The organism is Ensifer sp. ENS02 (genome assembly GCF_014851885.1).
Lineage (GTDB): Bacteria > Pseudomonadota > Alphaproteobacteria > Rhizobiales > Rhizobiaceae > Ensifer > Ensifer adhaerens.
On sequence record NZ_JACVAO010000002.1, the window covers coordinates 278,427 to 295,590 of the forward strand.

General features: G+C 63.3%; 17 protein-coding genes. 11 read left to right on the forward strand and 6 right to left on the reverse strand.

Annotation, left to right across the window (positions count from 1 at the left end):
- Positions 1 to 310: 310 nt before the first annotated feature.
- The 6 genes from IB262_RS05905 (at position 311) to rplI (ending at position 4,636) form a co-directional block, all read left to right on the forward strand.
- Positions 311 to 1,354 carry an aldo/keto reductase gene (locus tag IB262_RS05905; protein ID WP_192493475.1) on the forward strand — a complete coding sequence of 348 codons (1,044 nt, stop codon included), beginning with the start codon at positions 311 to 313 and terminating at the stop codon, positions 1,352 to 1,354.
- 19 nt (positions 1,355 to 1,373) lie between these two features.
- The gene (locus tag IB262_RS05910) at positions 1,374 to 1,886 is read left to right on the forward strand and encodes a ClbS/DfsB family four-helix bundle protein (RefSeq protein WP_060522121.1); all 513 of its coding nucleotides are present in this window, start codon (positions 1,374 to 1,376) and stop codon (positions 1,884 to 1,886) included.
- Positions 1,887 to 2,160: 274 nt separating this feature from the next.
- Positions 2,161 to 2,607, forward strand: a complete 447-nt coding sequence (rpsF, locus tag IB262_RS05915; protein ID WP_034803973.1) for a 30S ribosomal protein S6 — start codon at positions 2,161 to 2,163, stop codon at positions 2,605 to 2,607.
- Positions 2,608 to 2,633: 26 nt separating this feature from the next.
- Positions 2,634 to 2,882, forward strand: coding sequence for a 30S ribosomal protein S18 (gene rpsR / locus IB262_RS05920; RefSeq protein ID WP_025426448.1), 249 nt, complete (start codon positions 2,634 to 2,636; stop codon positions 2,880 to 2,882).
- Between the two features lie 192 nt (positions 2,883 to 3,074).
- A complete protein-coding gene (locus IB262_RS05925; RefSeq protein WP_034803975.1) occupies positions 3,075 to 4,028 on the forward strand; it encodes a membrane protein in 954 nt (317 codons plus the stop codon).
- A gap of 32 nt (positions 4,029 to 4,060) precedes the next feature.
- On the forward strand, positions 4,061 to 4,636 hold the full coding sequence (rplI, locus tag IB262_RS05930; protein ID WP_034803982.1) for a 50S ribosomal protein L9: 576 nt from the start codon (positions 4,061 to 4,063) through the stop codon (positions 4,634 to 4,636).
- A gap of 102 nt (positions 4,637 to 4,738) precedes the next feature.
- Here rplI and IB262_RS05935 read toward each other — a convergent pair whose 3' ends face one another.
- Genes IB262_RS05935 through IB262_RS05945 form a run of 3 tightly spaced genes read right to left on the reverse strand, consistent with a single transcriptional unit; the run spans position 4,739 to position 8,016 of the window.
- Entirely contained in the window at positions 4,739 to 5,836 is a 1,098-nt protein-coding gene (locus IB262_RS05935) for an HlyD family secretion protein (RefSeq protein ID WP_051659664.1), read from the reverse strand.
- Positions 5,837 to 5,854: 18 nt separating this feature from the next.
- Complete coding sequence (locus IB262_RS05940; protein ID WP_090294612.1) at positions 5,855 to 7,567, reverse strand: MFS transporter; 1,713 nt, start codon at positions 7,565 to 7,567, stop codon at positions 5,855 to 5,857.
- 5 nt (positions 7,568 to 7,572) lie between these two features.
- Positions 7,573 to 8,016 carry a MarR family transcriptional regulator gene (locus tag IB262_RS05945; RefSeq protein ID WP_034803983.1) on the reverse strand — a complete coding sequence of 148 codons (444 nt, stop codon included), beginning with the start codon at positions 8,014 to 8,016 and terminating at the stop codon, positions 7,573 to 7,575.
- 332 nt (positions 8,017 to 8,348) lie between these two features.
- On the opposite strand from IB262_RS05945, the gene IB262_RS05950 reads away from it, so the two are divergent.
- Positions 8,349 to 9,851, forward strand: a complete 1,503-nt coding sequence (locus tag IB262_RS05950; RefSeq protein WP_043611355.1) for a replicative DNA helicase — start codon at positions 8,349 to 8,351, stop codon at positions 9,849 to 9,851.
- Between the two features lie 117 nt (positions 9,852 to 9,968).
- Here IB262_RS05950 and IB262_RS05955 read toward each other — a convergent pair whose 3' ends face one another.
- The 3 genes from IB262_RS05955 to IB262_RS05965 all read right to left on the reverse strand — a co-directional run bounded on the left by IB262_RS05955 (position 9,969) and on the right by IB262_RS05965 (position 11,932).
- Positions 9,969 to 10,268 carry an AzlD domain-containing protein gene (locus IB262_RS05955; RefSeq protein WP_034803985.1) on the reverse strand — a complete coding sequence of 100 codons (300 nt, stop codon included), beginning with the start codon at positions 10,266 to 10,268 and terminating at the stop codon, positions 9,969 to 9,971.
- Positions 10,265 to 10,918, reverse strand: coding sequence for an AzlC family ABC transporter permease (locus IB262_RS05960; RefSeq protein ID WP_060580970.1), 654 nt, complete (start codon positions 10,916 to 10,918; stop codon positions 10,265 to 10,267). Before IB262_RS05960 ends, IB262_RS05955 begins: the two co-directional genes overlap by 4 nt.
- A 156-nt stretch (positions 10,919 to 11,074) precedes the next feature.
- A complete protein-coding gene (locus IB262_RS05965; RefSeq protein ID WP_112975761.1) occupies positions 11,075 to 11,932 on the reverse strand; it encodes an AraC family transcriptional regulator in 858 nt (285 codons plus the stop codon).
- A gap of 150 nt (positions 11,933 to 12,082) precedes the next feature.
- Between IB262_RS05965 and alr the strand changes: the two genes are divergently transcribed.
- The 4 genes from alr to purF all read left to right on the forward strand — a co-directional run bounded on the left by alr (position 12,083) and on the right by purF (position 17,156).
- A complete protein-coding gene (gene alr / locus IB262_RS05970; RefSeq protein ID WP_034803986.1) occupies positions 12,083 to 13,222 on the forward strand; it encodes an alanine racemase in 1,140 nt (379 codons plus the stop codon).
- A gap of 149 nt (positions 13,223 to 13,371) precedes the next feature.
- Positions 13,372 to 14,775, forward strand: a complete 1,404-nt coding sequence (gene radA, locus IB262_RS05975) for a DNA repair protein RadA (RefSeq protein WP_034804296.1) — start codon at positions 13,372 to 13,374, stop codon at positions 14,773 to 14,775.
- 124 nt (positions 14,776 to 14,899) lie between these two features.
- Positions 14,900 to 15,523 carry a CvpA family protein gene (locus tag IB262_RS05980; RefSeq protein ID WP_034803987.1) on the forward strand — a complete coding sequence of 208 codons (624 nt, stop codon included), beginning with the start codon at positions 14,900 to 14,902 and terminating at the stop codon, positions 15,521 to 15,523.
- Between the two features lie 145 nt (positions 15,524 to 15,668).
- Positions 15,669 to 17,156 (forward strand): amidophosphoribosyltransferase, encoded by a 1,488-nt coding sequence (gene purF / locus IB262_RS05985; RefSeq protein WP_060522118.1) that lies wholly within the window; start codon positions 15,669 to 15,671, stop codon positions 17,154 to 17,156.
- Positions 17,157 to 17,164 lie beyond the last annotated feature (8 nt).

Sequence of the window (17,164 nt, forward strand, 5' to 3'; positions counted from 1 at the left end):
TTTCGGGTCGGCGCGACACGAAATCCTAGTGATCGGTTCTTATGAGTTAGAGCGGGATGCAGGCAGAAACCATACATCTCCGGCTTCCTCTCCATTCACATTCCTTACCGACGAGTCAAGCTTGGAGGCCGGCACGGACACGGCCGACGGGGCCTTTTGCCCTTGATCTTCAACAATCAAGGCGTAAGTTTGCCGCCCGATGTCGCTCTGCCCTACCCGATCACCAGGGTCGAGGCGACCGCTCCATTCCCGGTGCCAGCGCCCCTTCCCTCCCAGGTCGGCGCCGCCCTTCACAAGGATACTTATCTAGATGCGCTACAACACGCTTGGCCGCACCGGCATCAAGGTCTCGGAAATCTGCCTGGGCACCATGACCTGGGGTTCACAGAACTCCATCGCCGAGGCGCACGAGCAACTGGATTGCGCCTTCGACAAGGGCGTCAACTTCATCGATACGGCCGAACTCTACCCCACGACCCCGCTTTCGCCAGAGACCTATGGCGACACGGAACGCTTCGTCGGCGAATGGCTGGTCAGGCGCGGCCGGCGCGATGAGGTCGTCGTTGCGACCAAGGTCGCCGGCCCCGGCCGCCCCTATATCCGCAACGGCAACCCGACGACGCCCGAGGGCATCGACCAGGCGATCGACGCCAGCCTCAAGCGGCTGAAGACCGATTATGTGGACCTCTATCAGCTTCATTGGCCGAACCGCGGCCACTACCATTTCCGCAACGCCTGGTCCTATGACCCGTCCAGGCAGGACAAGGATCATGTCGCGAGTGACCTCCGGGCAATCCTCGACAAGCTCGGCGACCTCGTGAAGGCCGGCAAGGTCCGCGCCATCGGCCTCTCCAACGAAACGGCCTGGGGCACGATGAAGTTCATCGACATGGCGGAGCGTCATAGCCTGCCGCGCGTCGCCTCGATCCAGAACGAATACAACCTGCTTTACCGCGCCTACGACCTCGACCTGTCGGAGCTGTCGCACCACGAAGACGTGGGCCTGCTCGCCTATTCGCCGCTCGCCGCCGGCCTCTTAAGCGGCAAGTACCTCGATGGCGCGAAGCCGAAGGGCTCGCGACTTTCGATCAACGGCGATCTCGGCGGCCGCTTCACGCCGCACCAGGAACCGGCCGTCGAAGGCTATGTCAAACTGGCACGCGAGCATGGCCTCGATCCGGCGCAGATGGCCATCGCCTTCTGCCTGGCGCGGCCGTTCATGGCTTCCGTCATCATCGGCGCGACCTCGATGGAGCAGTTGAAGACCAACCTTGGCGCCGTCGACCTGACGCTGTCGCAGGACATCGTGAACGGGGTCCGGCGGCTGCACCGGATCTACCCGATGCCGATCTGAGCGTGAGACCAGATCGCCGATGCCGGTACCCCAGACGAAAGCGGAACTGCTTGCGGCGATCGACGTCCAGTTCGCCAGGCTGATGCGCGAGCTGGAACGGGTTCCTGACGAGCGCTACCGCGAACCGTCGCTAGAAGGCCACGCCAAGGGCACGATGATGAGCGTCGGCGACCTCGTCGCCTACCTCATCGGCTGGGGCGAACTGGTGATCAAATGGATCGATCGCGATCAGCGCGGCGAGCTGGTCGACTTCCCCGAGACGGGCTATCAATGGAACGAACTCGGACGGCTTGCGCAGAAATTCTATGCGGACTTCCACGCTCTTTCGCCGGGCGAGCTTGTCGCCAGACTGAAGCGCAGCAAGGAGACGCTCGAGGTACTCATCAGGGATCGCGACGAGCAGACGCTTTACGGGCGGCCATGGTACGGAAAATTCACGCTCGGACGCATGATCCAGTTCAACACTTCCTCTCCCTATGCCAACGCCCACGGCCGCCTGCGCAAATGGAAAAAGGTGAACGGGCTGGCGTAGAAAGCGGATAAGACGCGGCAAGCCTTGCCTTCCGCGGAAAAATGCGTATAAGCGCGCTGTTCGAAATGCTCGGTCTTCTGGCTGGTGGCTGAACGGAGGGCCGGCTTCCTCGAGGGGAGCCGTTAGGATTGCACGTCTTTCCGGCCTCCCGTGTCTCCGCTCTCGACCGTCTCGATACAACACTTTCTTGCCGGCTGCCTGCAGCCACTAAGAACAGTCGTTGAGGCTTAGCCGCCGAGGTCCGGGCTGATTAACGCAAGAAAGGCAAGCCACAATGGCTCTTTATGAACACGTATTCCTGGCCCGCCAGGACATCACGCCGCAGCAGGTCGACGGTCTCGTCGAGCAGTACAAGGGCGTGCTCGAAGCAAACGGCGGTAAGGTCGGTCGCGTCGAGAACTGGGGCCTGAAGTCCCTCACCTACCGCATCAAGAAGAACCGCAAGGCTCACTACGTTCTCATGGACATCGATGCTCCGGCAGCGGCTGTTCACGAAATCGAGCGCCAGATGCGCATCAACGAAGACATCCTGCGCTACATGACGATCGCCGTCGAGAAGCACGAGGAAGGCGCGTCTGCCATGATGCAGAAGCGCGACCGCGACGACCGTCCGCGCCGCGATGGCGACCGTCCGGAGCGTGGCTTCGGCGACCGTGGTCCGCGTCCGGACCGTGGCGACCGCGAAGACCGCCCGCGCCGTCCGCGCGAAGACCGCGCGTAATCAAGAAGCTTTAGGAGATTAAGACAATGGCTGAAGTTTCTTCCGCTCCGGTTCGTCGCCCGTTCCACCGCCGCCGCAAGACCTGCCCCTTCTCGGGCGCAAACGCTCCGCGGATCGACTACAAGGACATCCGTCTTCTGCAGCGCTACATTTCCGAGCGCGGCAAGATCGTTCCTTCCCGCATCACGGCCGTTTCCCAGAAGAAGCAGCGCGAACTCGCCCAGGCGATCAAGCGTGCACGCTTCCTCGGCCTGCTGCCCTACGTCGTTTCCTAAGAACGGCTGACTCTCCGTCAGTCTTCTGACTCGACGGAAACCGACTTGTTGGGAGAGGCGCTCCCCTAAGGTGAGCGCCTCTTTCTCTCCCTTCCGCGATGGGCGCGGATCGGAACCGGCGCGATGCGCCAAAATCCCATGCTGGGGCTGCGCTTTGGCCATCCCCTAACTGCACGAAGCAGGACAGCGAACGTGACGAATGTGAACAGGACATCGCTGCTGACCGGCGTTCTCGCCGGCTTTACCGCCGCCCTCTTGTCGATGGGCGCGAATACGCAGTCGTCTCTTGCGATCGTCCTTTATGCCGCTTCGGCACTTCCAATCCTGATTGCCGGCCTCGGCTGGGGCAATGCCGCAGCGATCACCGCGATCGTCACGGCCGGCGCCACCGGTGCCGTTCTCGTTTCGCCCTACTTCGCGCTGCTGATCCTCGTTGTCACGCTGATCCCGGCCGGTTGGCTGAGCCATCTCGCCAATCTCGCCCGCCCGGCGTCCGAACTCGGCGGCCCGGACGAGGCGCTTGCCTGGTATCCGCTCTCCGATATCCTCAGCCATCTCGCCGGTCTGGTGACCGTCGGCATGATCATCGTCGGCGTGATCGTCGGTTATGGAGCCGATATCTCCGATCGCATGGTCGATATCGTCATTCAGGCCGTGAAGGCGCAGGACAGCGCCTACAACCCGGATGCGGCTGCCATCGCCCAGATCAAGTCGCTTTTCACCCTCGCTTTGCCGCTCGTCCAGGGCGCGATCTGGGTGCTGATGCTGTTTACCGCCTACTACCTCGCCACCCGCATCGTGCAGATGTCCGGCCGGTCGTTGCGCCCGCGCGAGGACATTCCGTCGACGCTGCGCATGCACCGCAACGCGATCTTCATCTTTCTCGGCGGCCTGGTCCTCACCTTCCTCGGCGGCGCACCCGCAACGATCGGCGCGCTGATCTGCGGAACCTTCGGCGCGGGCTTCCTGCTTGCCGGTTTCGCCTCCTTCCATTTCCGCACACGCGGCAAGTCCTGGCGGCTTCCCGTGCTGTGGATTGCATACCTGTCGGTGCTCGTGTTCACGATCCCGGCATTCTTCTTCCTCCTGTCCGGCCTGATCGATACGCGACGCACCATCGCGGTCACGCCGGTTGGAAAAAACTGACCAACGAACTGGAACTCTGAAAGGAAACCAACATGGAAGTCATTCTTCTCGAACGTATCGCCAAGCTCGGCCAGATGGGCGAAACCGTAAAGGTTCGCGACGGCTTTGCCCGTAACTACCTCCTGCCGCTCGGCAAGGCGCTGCGCGCCAACGCTGCCAACAAGGCCCGTTTCGAAGCTGAGCGTTCGACGCTCGAAGCCCGCAACCTCGAGCGCAAGTCGGAAGCCCAGGCTGTTGCCGAGAAGCTCGACGGCAAGTCGTTCATCATCGTCCGCTCGGCTGGCGAAACCGGCCAGCTCTACGGTTCGGTTGCTGCCCGCGACATCATCGAAGTGCTCGCTGCCGAAGGCTTCAACGTCGGCCGCAACCAGGTCGACCTCAACCAGCCGATCAAGTCGATCGGCCTGCACAAGGTCACGCTGCACCTGCACTCGGAAGTCGAGATCTCGGTTGAAGTCAACGTTGCCCGTTCGGCCGAAGAAGCCGGTCGCCAGGCAAAGGGCGAAAGCCTGACCTCGGCCGACGCCATCTACGGCGTTGACGAAGACGCCCTCAAGCCGGAAGACTTCTTCAACCCGGAAGCCGAATTCGAAGGCGAAGAAGAATAAGCCTTAAAGGCCATTCGACACGCGAAAGCCCGGATCATCGATCCGGGCTTTTTCTTGGTTGCGCGGCCGTTTCTGGCAATGGCTCTGTGGGCCTCGGCCGTCTTATCCGTGGGCAGCAACAGGCGCGACACCGATGTTCGCCTGGTCCGGTGCAACGCGCACCGGCGCGTCCTTGTCGACGCGCACGACGACCGAAAGGCCGGGCGACAGCATTTCCGCCAGCGGCTGGCCGGGATCGACGACGATGCGCACGCCGACGCGCTGGGCCACCTTGGTGAAGTTGCCGGTGGCGTTGTCCGGACGGATGATGCTGAACTCCGAACCGGCGGCGGGCGAGAACCGCTCGATATGCCCCGTCAGCTCGTTCCGCTGCAGCGCGTCGACCGCGATGGCGACGGGTTGGCCCGCCTTCATGCCGTCGAGCTGCGTTTCCTTGAAATTGGCGACGACCCAGACGTCGTTCGGCACCAGCGCCAGGAGTTGCGAGCCGGCCGTCACATATTGACCGATCCGCGCGCCGATCTCACCGAGACGGCCGTCCCGCGGCGCGACGATGCGGGTGTTGTCGAGATCGATTCGCGCGAGTTCGACGGCCGCTTCCGCCCCGCTCACCGCGGCTTGCAATCCGGCACGCGCGCCAAGCGTCGTCGCCAGCGCCTGCTTCGACACTTCCAGCCCGGCCTCTGCCTGGCTCACGGCAGCGTCGGCCTGCTCAAAGCCTGCACGCGCCTGGTCGGCATCACTGCGGGTCGAAACACCCTTCTCCGCGAGCGGGCGGATGCGGTCCCAGGTCGCCCGGGCCCGATTGAAGGCAGCCTTGGCACCATCGAGCTGCGCCTGGCTGGCGGCAATGCCCGCCTTGGCGGAAAGCTCCTGCTGAAAGGAATTGGCAAGTGCGGCTTTCTGCCCGGCAAGCGTGGCTTCCGCCTGCGCCACCTTCTGCGCATAGATGCGGTCGTCGATCTTGACCAGCAGTTGCCCGGCCTTGACCGTCTCGTAGTCGTGCACCGGAACGTCGGCGACATAGCCCGCAAGCTGCGGGCTCATGATCGTTACAAAGCCGCGCACATAGGCATTCTCCGTCGATTCCACCGAACTGTGGAACGGCGGCAGCCGCCAGGCGTAGAGCACAAGGGCGATACCGGCGATGCCGGCGAGAAGAACGATGATGCTCGTGGGAGAGCGCAAGGATTTCAACATGGTCGTCAACTCTGTCAATCAGGTGGCCGGCATCGGCGCAGGCGCGGACAATCTCTGCCTGAGCCAGTTGTAGAAGATGTGCAGCAGCAGGCCGGCGAGCGCGAAGAGCGCGACCGCCGAGGCAAGCAGGAAGGCGTCGTTGTAGGCGAGGATGTAAGCTTCGCGGGTCACCTGTTGTGACAACAACACGGTGCCCTCGCCGCCGAGCAGGGTCTTGTCGCCCATCACTTTGGCGTAAGCGGCGGAAAGCTGGTTGACGCGCTGGGCAACCAGAGGGTTCGAGAGCACGATCTGTTCCGCGAGAAGGTTGGAATGAAACTTTTCACGGATCGTGACGAAGGTACCGAAGGCGGCGGAGCCGATCAGGCTGCCGATGCTCTGGGTAAAGAGGAAGATCACGATGAAGCTGAGGATATAGCTCGGCCCCTTGGCGAGCGCCGCCTTGAAGCCGCGCGCCATGGCCGGCGGCAGGAAGAGCGCCGTTCCGGACGCGATCATCGCCTGGCTCAGATACATCTGCTCCGGCCGTGTCAGGCTGGTCGCCTGGCTGTCCATGTAGGCGCCGGCCGCCAGGAGGCCGAGTGCCAGAATATGCACGCGCTCCGCATGTTCAGGATTCATCAGCGCGGCGCAAAGCAGACCGCCGCCGATGGCCGCAGCAAGGATGATCCAATAGAGGGTTGCGACCTGCTCGAACTGGAGACCGAGCTGCTGGTAGAAGTTCGCAGCAACAGTCGATTGTTCAGAGGCGACCAGCCGGAAAATCAAGAGAACGGCGGCAAAGTGCACGATCTCCTTCGAAGCGATCCAGCGCACGTCGATCAACGGAACCGGGCGATAAAGCTCGATCAGCACCGCGGTCGTCAGCGTCGCTATCGAGACGACCAGCAGGACGCCGAGCCAAGGAGCTTCGAACCACCAGTAGAGACGCCCCATGGTCAGGACCACGGCGAGGCAGCCGAAGGCGACGGCGACGAGGAGGTAACTCAGGATATCCATGCGCTGGATAACCTTGGCATGCGGGACCGGCGTCAGCGGCAGCAGGTAGATGATCGGCAGCGCGATCAGCGCCAGCGCCATTTCCAGCGTGTAGAGCGCATGCCACTGGCCATATTCGATCAAGGTCGGCGAGATCAGGCGGGTGACCGGTGCGGAAATCGTCGTGCAGGTGAGCGCCAGCGCCAGCCCGACGGTCAGCTTGCGCGCCGGCGGAAAGGCTTCGAGCATGTAGAGGAAGCCGAGCGTCGACATCGGTGCGGCGGCAATCCCGCTGATGAAGCGCACGACGATCGCCGAATGCAGATCGGAAACGAAGACGTTCATCAGCGAGACGACGACGAAACCGGCGATGCTGATTTCGGCAAAACGGCGCAGCCCGTATTGGGCGCGGATCTTCACCAGCGCGATCGACAGGCTGACATTCGGCGCCATGTAGGCCGCCGAGAGCCAGCCGGCTTCGATGGAGGTCGCCGAAAGCGAGCCCTGGACCTGCGTAAGGTTGGCGAGCGCCAGGTTCATGCCGAGCCCCTGCGTCAGGAACAGGAGCACGGAGCCCAGGACATAGACCGCCGAAAGCAACAGACCTTTCTCGACGGGGGCCGGCACGGGGGTTGGCGCCGGTTCCGGCGCAATAACGGTTTCTCCGTGTTGGTCCTCGTCGACGGCCTCCGCGGCCTCAAGCTCGGAGGCAAGGCGATTGTCGTTTGCGGCGGCCGTCGCGACTGCGCCCATCGCCGTCACTCCCGCGCCAGCGACTGAACATTGTCGGCGATCGCACGAACCACCCGCTTTGTCACGGCAAGCTCGGCTGCGTCGATGCCTTGCAGCACTTCGGCCCGGATTTCGTCGGCAAGCCTGAGGATCTCGTCGGCAACGGTGCGGCCGAGTTCGGTCATATGGATCTGCTTGGCGCGTCGGTCGGAGACCTCGACCCGCCGCTCGATGAAGCCCTGCTTCTCCATGCCGTCGAGCAGGCGCACCAGTGTCGGGGTCTCGATGTCGAGTTCGTCGGCGAGCTCCCGCTGGTTCAGGCCATCCTTCTTCGTCAAGGCGAAGAGCGCGCGGGCGCGCGACAGCGTCAGCCCCTTCTCCTTCACCCGCGCATCGAACACGGCGCGCAGCTTGCGATTGAGCAGCGACAGGGCATCGAACAGTTCGCGGTTCACGGTGGGTTGATACATTGGTATCTTTTCCATATTACTAGCATGCTAATTATTCTGCCTCTATCTAATCCAAATGCGGTGGATTTTCAAGATGCGGATTTGAGGCAGAGGAGGACGGCGCTACACTTCGTTTCGTCGGGAAGGTTCGGGTGATTCGCGGCGTCAACGACCAAATTTGTGACGACGGCATAATCCGCACATTTGCGAGCCCCCGCCTGTGGATCAGTCGAACAACGGGAACAGCGCCGGGCGCGGTGACGTCGCTTCGCGACTGTGTCCCTCGTGCACTTGACCCGGCCCGCGCTAAAACGCAAACCGGTGCCACACCAGACAGAGGCAGAGATAAACGAATGAACGAAGCGTCGCGAAAGCTATCCCCTATCGGCAAGGATCAGGCGGACCAGCACTACCGCGAGGCCCCGAACAACCTCGAGGCCGAGCAGGCGCTGCTTGGCGCGATCCTCGTCAACAACGACGCGTACTACCGCGTGTCGGACTTCCTGAAGCCGGTGCATCTGCACGAGCCGCTGCACCGCAAGATCTACGAAGTCGCCGGCGACATCATCCGCATGGGCAAGATGGCGAACCCGGTCACCATCAAGACCTTCCTCAAGGCCGACGAGAAGGTCGGCGACGTGACCGTCGCGACCTATCTTGCGCGCCTTGCCGGCGCTGCCGTCTCGATCATCAACGCCGAAGACTATGGCCGGGCGATCTATGACCTGGCGCTGCGCCGTTCGCTGATCACCATCGGCGAGGACATGGTCAACATCGCCTATGACGCGCCGCTCGACATGCCGCCGCAGGGCCAGATCGAAGACGCCGAGCGCCGTCTGTTCGAACTTGCCGAGACCGGTCGATACGACGGCGGTTTCCAGTCGTTTAACGACGCCGTGGCGCTCGCCATCGACATGGCCGGCCAGGCCTTCGAGCGCGACGGCAGCCTTTCGGGCATTTCAACCGGCATCCTGTCGCTTGATGGCCGGATGGGCGGCCTGCAGCGTTCCGACTTGATCGTGCTTGCCGGACGCCCCGGCATGGGCAAGACCTCGCTTGCCACCAACATCGCCTACAACATTGCTGCGGCCTACGAGCCGGAAGTCCAGGCTGACGGCTCGTTCAAGGCCAAGAACGGCGGCGTCGTCGGCTTCTACTCGCTCGAAATGTCGTCCGAACAGCTCGCCACCCGTATCATCTCCGAGCAGACCGAAGTCTCCTCCTCGAAGATCCGCCGCGGTGACATCTCCGAGGCCGACTTCGAAAAGCTCGTCGCCTGCTCGCAGATGATGCAGAAGGTGCCGCTCTATATCGACCAGACCGGTGGTATCTCGATCGCCCAGCTTTCCGCCCGCGCGCGGCGCCTGAAGCGCCAGCGCGGCCTCGACTGCCTGGTGGTGGACTACATCCAGCTCATGACCGGCTCGGGCAAATCCAGCGACAACCGCGTGCAGGAAATCACCCAGATCACCACCGGCCTCAAGGCGCTCGGCAAGGAACTGAACGTTCCGATCATCGCGCTCTCGCAGCTCTCCCGTGGCGTCGAAAGCCGCGAAGACAAGCGGCCGCAGCTGTCCGACCTTCGTGAATCGGGCTCGATCGAGCAGGACGCCGACGTCGTGCTCTTCGTGTTCCGTGAGGAATACTACGTGAAGAACCTGGAGCCGCGCGACGAGTTCGACCCGAAGTACGAAGAATGGAAGATGAAGATGGAGCAGGTGAAGGGCACGGCCGACGTGATCATCGCCAAGCAGCGTCACGGACCGACCGGTACCGTGAAACTCGCCTTCCAGTCGGAATTCACGCGCTTCACCGATCTCGCCGATCCATCCTTCACCCAGTACGAAGAACACTAGGGTTCCGTGGGGGCGGCCGGAGCGGGCTGGGAAAAATGTTTGCGGTTTCCCAGCCCGCTCTCAATCTCAAATGGCACGTGCCTTTTGGCTGAAGCGCGCCGCGCCAGCACAAACCTCTCAGAACACGAGGCGCAGCAGCGCTACCGAGACGACACCGACGGCGACCGATACCAGGAGCGGCAGCCGCATGGCGGCCACGGCCGTCGCGGCAGCGGCGATCGTTTCCGCCGGGCCGGTCACGAAGGCCGTCGGCGCGATAACCGCCATCAGCACGGCCGGCGGTATCGCCTCCAGTGCGCGCTTCTGGCTTTCCCCGATCGTCACATACCGGATCAGCACGAGACCGCCGATGCGGGTCGCGATCGTCGCAACCGCCATGGCGACGATGGCAAGCAGTGTATTTGGATCGACGGTCATGCATGGGCCTCCTTGCGTGCACCGGAGAGAAGCGCGACCACGACCCCGGCCGCAGCCCCGGCAGCGATGTACCAGACACCTGGCAGCAACTGATGCGTGAGCACGGCAGCACAAGCGCTAGCCGCCAGAACGGCACCCGTCTCCCGTCCTTTCCAGAACCCCATGACCAGCACGATGAAGACGGCGGGGAACGCAAAGTCGAGGCCGGTAACCTTCGGATCGCCCAGGAATGCCCCAAGCAACGCGCCCGCAAGGCTCGTCAGCACCCAAAGGCAGTAGAAAGGCACCGCAAGGCCCGCATACCAGGCAGGCGTCAGCTTGCCGTTGCTCGCCCGCATCTCGGCCATGGCCCAGATCTCGTCGGCCAGAAGCAGCATCGAGGCATAGCGCGCCGGGCCGGAGAAACTGTCGAGCTTGCCGCCGATCGAAGCGCTCATCAGCACATGGCGGATGTTGACGAGCAGTGCCGAAAAGCCAAGCGCCGCCCAGGACGCCGGATGCGTCCAGATATCCATCGCGACGAACTGGGACCCGCCGGCAAAGACCAGCGCGCTCATCAGCGCCACCTCGGCCGGCGCAAGTCCCTTGCTCGCCGCCACCGCACCGAACACGAGGCCGACCGGCATGACCGCGACGATCAGCGGCGTCATAGCAACGGCCGCGGCCCGAAATTCCTGGAACGCACTTCTTTCCTGCAACGTCCACGTCTCCATTCGCGCGATGCGCCGCCCTTCCACACAGGCGCGCGATCGCAATTGCCCGAGTGTTCTAGGACTCGGGCTGCGGATCGTCTTGAACGAAAGTGATCAGCCGGCGCGGAAGGCCCCAGGGGTGACGCCGGTGCGCGCCTTGAAATGACGGCTGAAATGCGCCTGGTCGGCAAAACCGCATTGATAGGCTGCGTCCACCGCCGACCAGCCGTGCCGCAGCAGTGTCTTTGCCGCCCGCACGCGCTTGTCGGTCAGGAACGCATGCGGGGTGATGTGGAACTCCTTGCGGAACGCGCGGATGAGGTGGGCGCGGCTGAGGCCGGCGACCTTCGCCAGTTCCTCGAGCCCGATGTCCTCGGCATAGTTTTGCGCCAGGAAGTCGCGCGCCCGGTGAACGGCCGATTGCTCGCGCGTTTCGATCGGCGTGATGATCGTGCTGCCGTGGCGCTCGAACATCGCGGCAAGCACCGCGAACATTTTTTCCTCCGCCTCGAGCGTCGCCCCCGACACTTCGAGCGTGCGGTGGGCCTGATGGAAGGAAAGAGCCAGGTCCGGCGCCTGCAAAACACGCTTGGAGAAGGATGGCGTGCCCTTGAAAGCGCGTCCGGTGACATCCTCGATGATGCTCACCAGCAGTTCGGCGCTCGGATAGACCATGCGATAGCGATAGCCGCTGCCGCCCGGATGACCGTCGTGAATTTCGTCGGGATTGATCAGATAAAAGTATCCGGGGCCGGCCTCCGAACGCTCGCCCTTGATCTTGCTGATCTGCGAGCCGGCCTCGATGGCGCCGATGCTGAAGGTTTCGTGCGCGTGCGGCGCAAATTCATGGGTGATGAAGGTCGCCGTCAGACATTCCATGCCCATGAAGCGGGAATCCCGCCAGAAGCGCGTGCGCTCGGCGCCCTCTATCGGCATGACATCGATGGCTTCTTCCTGCGAAATTGTCTGCATGGCAAAACCATAGTGCGCCTGCGCGGCTGCGTCTTGCACAAAAGTGCTCGTTTGCCTGGTCCATCCGCGAGGGCGCTGCGACAGGGGAATATTTGCGACGCTCTGCGCTTGGCTGTATTGATCCTGGATCATCCACGCAGAGTGCCCGGCATGCTTCCTCCAGACTTCCTTTCCGCTTCCAACCGGCTCACGATCGATCTTGGCGCGCTTGTCGACAACTGGCGGGCCATGAACAAGCGCTCCGGCAAGGCGCGTGCCGCAGCCGTCCTCAAGGCGGATGCCTATGGCATCGGCATCGCGCAGGCGGCCCCTGCCCTCTATGCGGCCGGCGCCCGCGATTTCTTTGTCGCCAATGCCGAGGAAGGCGCAGCACTCCGTCCGCTTGCACCGGACGGCCGGATCTACATTCTCGCCGGGATGTGGCCGGGCAACGAGGCGCTGTTCTTCGACAACGATCTGGTGCCGGTCATCAACTCGGACGAGCAGCTGGCCGTGTTCATGGCCGCCCTTTCCGAGCGTGGCGACCACCCTTGCGTGCTGCATGTGGATACCGGCATGAACCGGCTCGGCCTTACGGTCGAGCAGGCCGTTGCGCTTGCGACAGACCCGGCGCGACCGGCAAGCTTTTCGCCGGTGCTGATCATGAGCCATCTCGTCAGCGCCGACGATCCGGACCATCGGCTGAATGGCCTTCAACTCCGTCGCTTCCATGAGGTGTCGACTGCCTATGAAGGGGTCGATGCGAGCCTTGCCAACTCCGGCGGCGTCTTCCTCGGGCCCGACTATCATTTCGACCTGACCCGGCCGGGCATCGCCGTCTATGGCGGCGAGGCGGTGAACGACATCCCCAACCCGATGAAGCCGGTCGTGACCGCCGAAGCACGGATCATCCAGGTGCGAGACGTGGCCGCCGGCGGCACCGCGAGCTATGGCGCCTCTGCCCGCTTCGACCGCGACAGTCGCATCGCCACGGTGGCTGTGGGATATGCCGATGGCTATCACCGTTCCGTCTCCGGCGGCGGCGTCACGCTCAGGCAGGCAACGCCATCAGGGGCCTTCGGTTTCCTGCACGGCCAGAAGGTCCCGCATGTCGGGCGCGTCACCATGGACCTCAGTCTCTTCGACGTCACGGACCTTCCTGAAAGCGCGGTACGACCGGGTGATTACATCGAGCTCTTCGGCCGGCACATCGCCATCGACGATGTCGCGCGCGCCGGAGGGACGATCGGCTACGAGATGCTGACCAGTCTCGGCCGCCGCTATATCAGGCACTATATCGACAGCGTCTGACCCGCTCCTTCAGCTCATTTTTCGGTTATTCTTGCAGAAATTCACCTTTTGTTCCGCACTTTGCGGCATTATGTGACGATACAGATGATTCTTTGCCGCCGACGTCCCCTCGCGACGTCGGCGGTCTCACATTCCGAAAGTCGATGCCGATGGCGAAAGCGCGTACCCAATTCATCTGCCAGAACTGCGGCACGATCCACACTCGCTGGGTGGGAAAATGCGAAGGCTGCGGCGAGTGGAACACGATCATCGAGGACGACCCGACGGCGGGCATCGGCGGCGGTCCGTCGCGCGCGCCGAAGAAGGGACGCCCGGTGGCGCTCACCACCCTCTCGGGCGAGATCGAAGACGCGCCACGCATCCAGACAGGCATCTCGGAACTCGACCGGGTGACCGGAGGCGGCTTCGTGCGCGGATCGGCGCTGCTCGTCGGCGGCGATCCGGGTATCGGCAAGTCGACGGTGCTGATGCAGGCAGCGGCCGCGCTCTCGCGCCGCAAGCATCGCGTCATCTATGTCTCGGGCGAAGAGGCTGTGGCGCAGGTGCGTCTTCGCGCCCAGCGGCTGGGGGCTGCCGACAGCGATGTGCTGCTCGCTGCTGAGACCAACGTCGAGGACATTCTGGCGACGCTGTCGGAAGGCAAGCGCCCGGATCTCGTGATCATCGATTCGATCCAGACGCTCTGGAGCGACATCGTCGATTCCGCGCCGGGCACGGTGACCCAGGTTCGCACCGGCGTGCAGGCGATGATCCGCTTTGCCAAGCAGACGGGAACCGCCGTCGTGCTCGTCGGCCATGTGACCAAGGAGGGCCAGATCGCCGGTCCGCGCGTCGTCGAGCATATGGTCGACGCCGTGCTCTACTTCGAAGGCGACCGCGGCCATCACTATCGTATCCTGCGCACCGTCAAGAACCGCTTCGGCCCGACCGACGAGATCGGCGTGTTCGAAATGTCGGACAAGGGCCTGCGCGAGGTCGCCAACCCGTCGGAACTGTTTCTCGGCGAACGCAACGAGAAATCGCCGGGCGCCGCCGTCTTTGCCGGCATGGAAGGCACCCGCCCGGTTCTCGTCGAAGTGCAGGCGCTGGTCGCCCCGACCTCGCTCGGCACGCCGAGACGCGCCATCGTCGGCTGGGATTCCGCACGGCTCTCGATGATCCTTGCCGTGCTGGAAGCCCATTGCGGCGTGCGGCTCGGCCAGCACGACGTCTATCTCAACATCGCCGGTGGCTACCGCATTTCCGAGCCGGCGGCCGATCTAGCTGTGGCTTCCGCACTGGTTTCATCGCTTGCCGGGCTTGCCCTTCCGGCGGATTGCGTCTATTTCGGCGAAGTCAGCTTGTCGGGTGCCATCCGGCCGGTTGCGCATACCGCACAACGCCTTAAGGAAGCCGAGAAGCTCGGGTTCTCCCAGGCGGTCCTGCCGTCCGCTTCGACCGAACTGCCGAAAAACGGCAATGGCCGCTGGAGCGAGATGGAAAGCCTGCCCGATCTGGTGGCGCGCATCGCGGGGTCGCGAAACGCGCTGAGACCGGTGGAGGACGAAGACTGAAAGATGCGGATGCCGCAGGCCGCCCTTTAAGGGCCGCAAACAGGCTGCAAATGCCCTGAACTCAGGGCCGATGGCGGATAGGCTTGAGGAGACCCGGACGAACCGGGTCCGGAGTAAGGACAAAATGCCCATTACAATTCTCGACGGTATCGTTCTCGGCGTCGCCCTGTTTTCCGCAATCCTGGCCATGGTTCGAGGCTTCTCGCGCGAGGTGCTTTCGGTCGCGAGCTGGGTGGGTGCGGCGGCTGCCGCCTACTTCCTCTACCCGCATCTCCTGCCCTATGCGAAGCAGTATACCAACAGCGACACGGTCGCGATGATCGGATCGGCGGCGGTGATCTTCCTGATCGCGCTGATCATCATCTCCTTCATCACCATGCGGATCGCCGATTTCATCATCGACAGCCGCATCGGCGCGCTCGACCGCACGCTCGGCTTCCTGTTCGGCGCTGCCCGCGGCATCCTTTTAGTCGTCGTCGCCATGCTGTTCTTCAACTGGCTCGTCGCTCCCCAGCAGCAGCCGACCTGGGTCACCCAGGCCAAGTCGAAGCCGCTGCTCGACAATCTCGGCAACAAGCTGATCGCGCTTTTGCCCGAAGAAGCCGACGCCACCATTCTCGATCGCCTGCGCGGCAAGGACACGACCGGTGAAGGCGAAGGCGAAGCGCCGGCAACGACGCCCGGCCAGGCACCTGCGACGACGCCAGACCAGGCGCCCGCCGACGACGCCCCGGCCACCAACGGCTGAGACAGGAACGATTTGCCGACAAAGCCCGCCCCGCGGGCTTTGTCCTTTTGGGGAATAACGCTTGCAGCCGTTTTCAGCTAAGATTGCTTGAAGACGGCGGGCCTGATCACGATATGCGCACCGGTACGGAGCAAAGGCGACTGTGATGACCGATAGATCCATCGAAATCCACGATGAACTCGAAGGCGACGAGCTGCACGAAGAGTGCGGCGTCTTCGGCATACTGGGGCACTCGGACGCGGCGGCGCTGACGGCGCTGGGCCTGCATGCGCTCCAGCATCGCGGCCAGGAAGCAGCCGGCATCGTCACCTTTGACGGCAAGCAGTTCTGCACCGAGAAGCGCATGGGCCTCGTCGGCGACCACTACACGGATCCGGCGACGCTGGCGAAACTGCCGGGCTTCATGTCGATCGGCCACACCCGCTACTCGACGACGGGCGAAGTGGCGCTGCGCAACGTGCAGCCGCTCTTTGCCGAACTCGAAGTCGGTGGCATTGCGGTCGCCCATAACGGTAACTTCACCAACGGCCTCACGCTTCGCCGGCAGCTGATCGCCGACGGCGCCATCTGTCAGTCGACCTCGGATACCGAAGTCGTGCTGCACCTGATTGCCCGCTCGAAGCAGTCCTCCTCTTCCGACCGCTTCATCGATGCCATCCGCCAGATGGAAGGCGGCTATTCGATGCTGGCGATGACGCGCACGAAGCTGATCGCCGCACGTGATCCGATCGGCATCCGTCCGCTCGTGATGGGCGAACTCGACGGCAAACCGATCTTCTGCTCCGAGACCTGCGCACTCGACATCATCGGCGCGACCTATGTCCGCGACGTCGAGAACGGCGAAGTCATCATCTGCGAGATCCAGCCCGACGGTTCGATCACCATCGACGCGCGCAAGCCGGAGGTTTCGCAGCCCGAGCGTCTTTGCCTGTTCGAATATGTCTACTTCGCCCGGCCGGACTCGGTCGTCGGCGGCCGCAGCATCTATGTGTCGCGCAAGAACATGGGCATCAACCTCGCCAAGGAAGCGCCGGTCGAGGCCGACGTCGTGGTTCCCGTGCCGGACGGCGGAACGCCGGCCGCCCTCGGCTATGCCCAGCAGAGTGGCATCCCCTTCGAATACGGTATCATCCGCAACCATTATGTCGGCCGCACCTTCATCGAGCCGACGCAGCAGATCCGCGCCTTCGGCGTCAAGCTCAAGCATTCCGCCAATCGCGCGATGATCGAGGGCAAACGCATCATCCTCGTCGACGATTCGATCGTGCGCGGCACGACATCGGTAAAGATCGTGCAGATGATGCGCGAGGCAGGTGCGCGCGAGGTGCATGTGCGCGTCGCGAGCCCGATGATCTTCCATCCGGACTTCTACGGCATCGACACGCCGGATCGTGACAAGCTGCTCGCCAACCAGCATGCGGACCTCGCCTCCATGTGCCGCTACATCGGCGCGGACTCGCTCGAGTTCCTGTCGATCGACGGTCTTTATGAGGCGGTCGGCGGCGAAAAGCGCGATCCGAAGTCGCCGCAGTTCACCGACCACTATTTCACCGGGGACTATCCGACCCGCCTTCTCGACCAGGAAGGCGCCAGCAATGTCCGCAAACTCTCGGTTCTCGCCAGCAACGGATAATCAGACAG

Coding starts and splice junctions, on each gene's coding strand:
- IB262_RS05950 (WP_043611355.1), top strand. CDS start 8,349: ATGAACGAAGCGTCGCGAAAGCTATCCCCTATCGGCAAGGATCAGGCG.
- IB262_RS05955 (WP_034803985.1), bottom strand. CDS start 10,268: ATGACCGTCGATCCAAATACACTGCTTGCCATCGTCGCCATGGCGGTT.
- IB262_RS05940 (WP_090294612.1), bottom strand. CDS start 7,567: ATGGGCGCAGTCGCGACGGCCGCCGCAAACGACAATCGCCTTGCCTCC.
- IB262_RS05905 (WP_192493475.1), top strand. CDS start 311: ATGCGCTACAACACGCTTGGCCGCACCGGCATCAAGGTCTCGGAAATC.
- purF (WP_060522118.1), top strand. CDS start 15,669: ATGACCGATAGATCCATCGAAATCCACGATGAACTCGAAGGCGACGAG.
- alr (WP_034803986.1), top strand. CDS start 12,083: ATGCTTCCTCCAGACTTCCTTTCCGCTTCCAACCGGCTCACGATCGAT.
- radA (WP_034804296.1), top strand. CDS start 13,372: ATGGCGAAAGCGCGTACCCAATTCATCTGCCAGAACTGCGGCACGATC.
- IB262_RS05965 (WP_112975761.1), bottom strand. CDS start 11,932: ATGCAGACAATTTCGCAGGAAGAAGCCATCGATGTCATGCCGATAGAG.
- rplI (WP_034803982.1), top strand. CDS start 4,061: ATGGAAGTCATTCTTCTCGAACGTATCGCCAAGCTCGGCCAGATGGGC.
- IB262_RS05980 (WP_034803987.1), top strand. CDS start 14,900: ATGCCCATTACAATTCTCGACGGTATCGTTCTCGGCGTCGCCCTGTTT.
- rpsF (WP_034803973.1), top strand. CDS start 2,161: ATGGCTCTTTATGAACACGTATTCCTGGCCCGCCAGGACATCACGCCG.
- IB262_RS05945 (WP_034803983.1), bottom strand. CDS start 8,016: ATGTATCAACCCACCGTGAACCGCGAACTGTTCGATGCCCTGTCGCTG.
- IB262_RS05910 (WP_060522121.1), top strand. CDS start 1,374: ATGCCGGTACCCCAGACGAAAGCGGAACTGCTTGCGGCGATCGACGTC.
- IB262_RS05935 (WP_051659664.1), bottom strand. CDS start 5,836: ATGTTGAAATCCTTGCGCTCTCCCACGAGCATCATCGTTCTTCTCGCC.
- IB262_RS05960 (WP_060580970.1), bottom strand. CDS start 10,918: ATGACGCCGCTGATCGTCGCGGTCATGCCGGTCGGCCTCGTGTTCGGT.
- rpsR (WP_025426448.1), top strand. CDS start 2,634: ATGGCTGAAGTTTCTTCCGCTCCGGTTCGTCGCCCGTTCCACCGCCGC.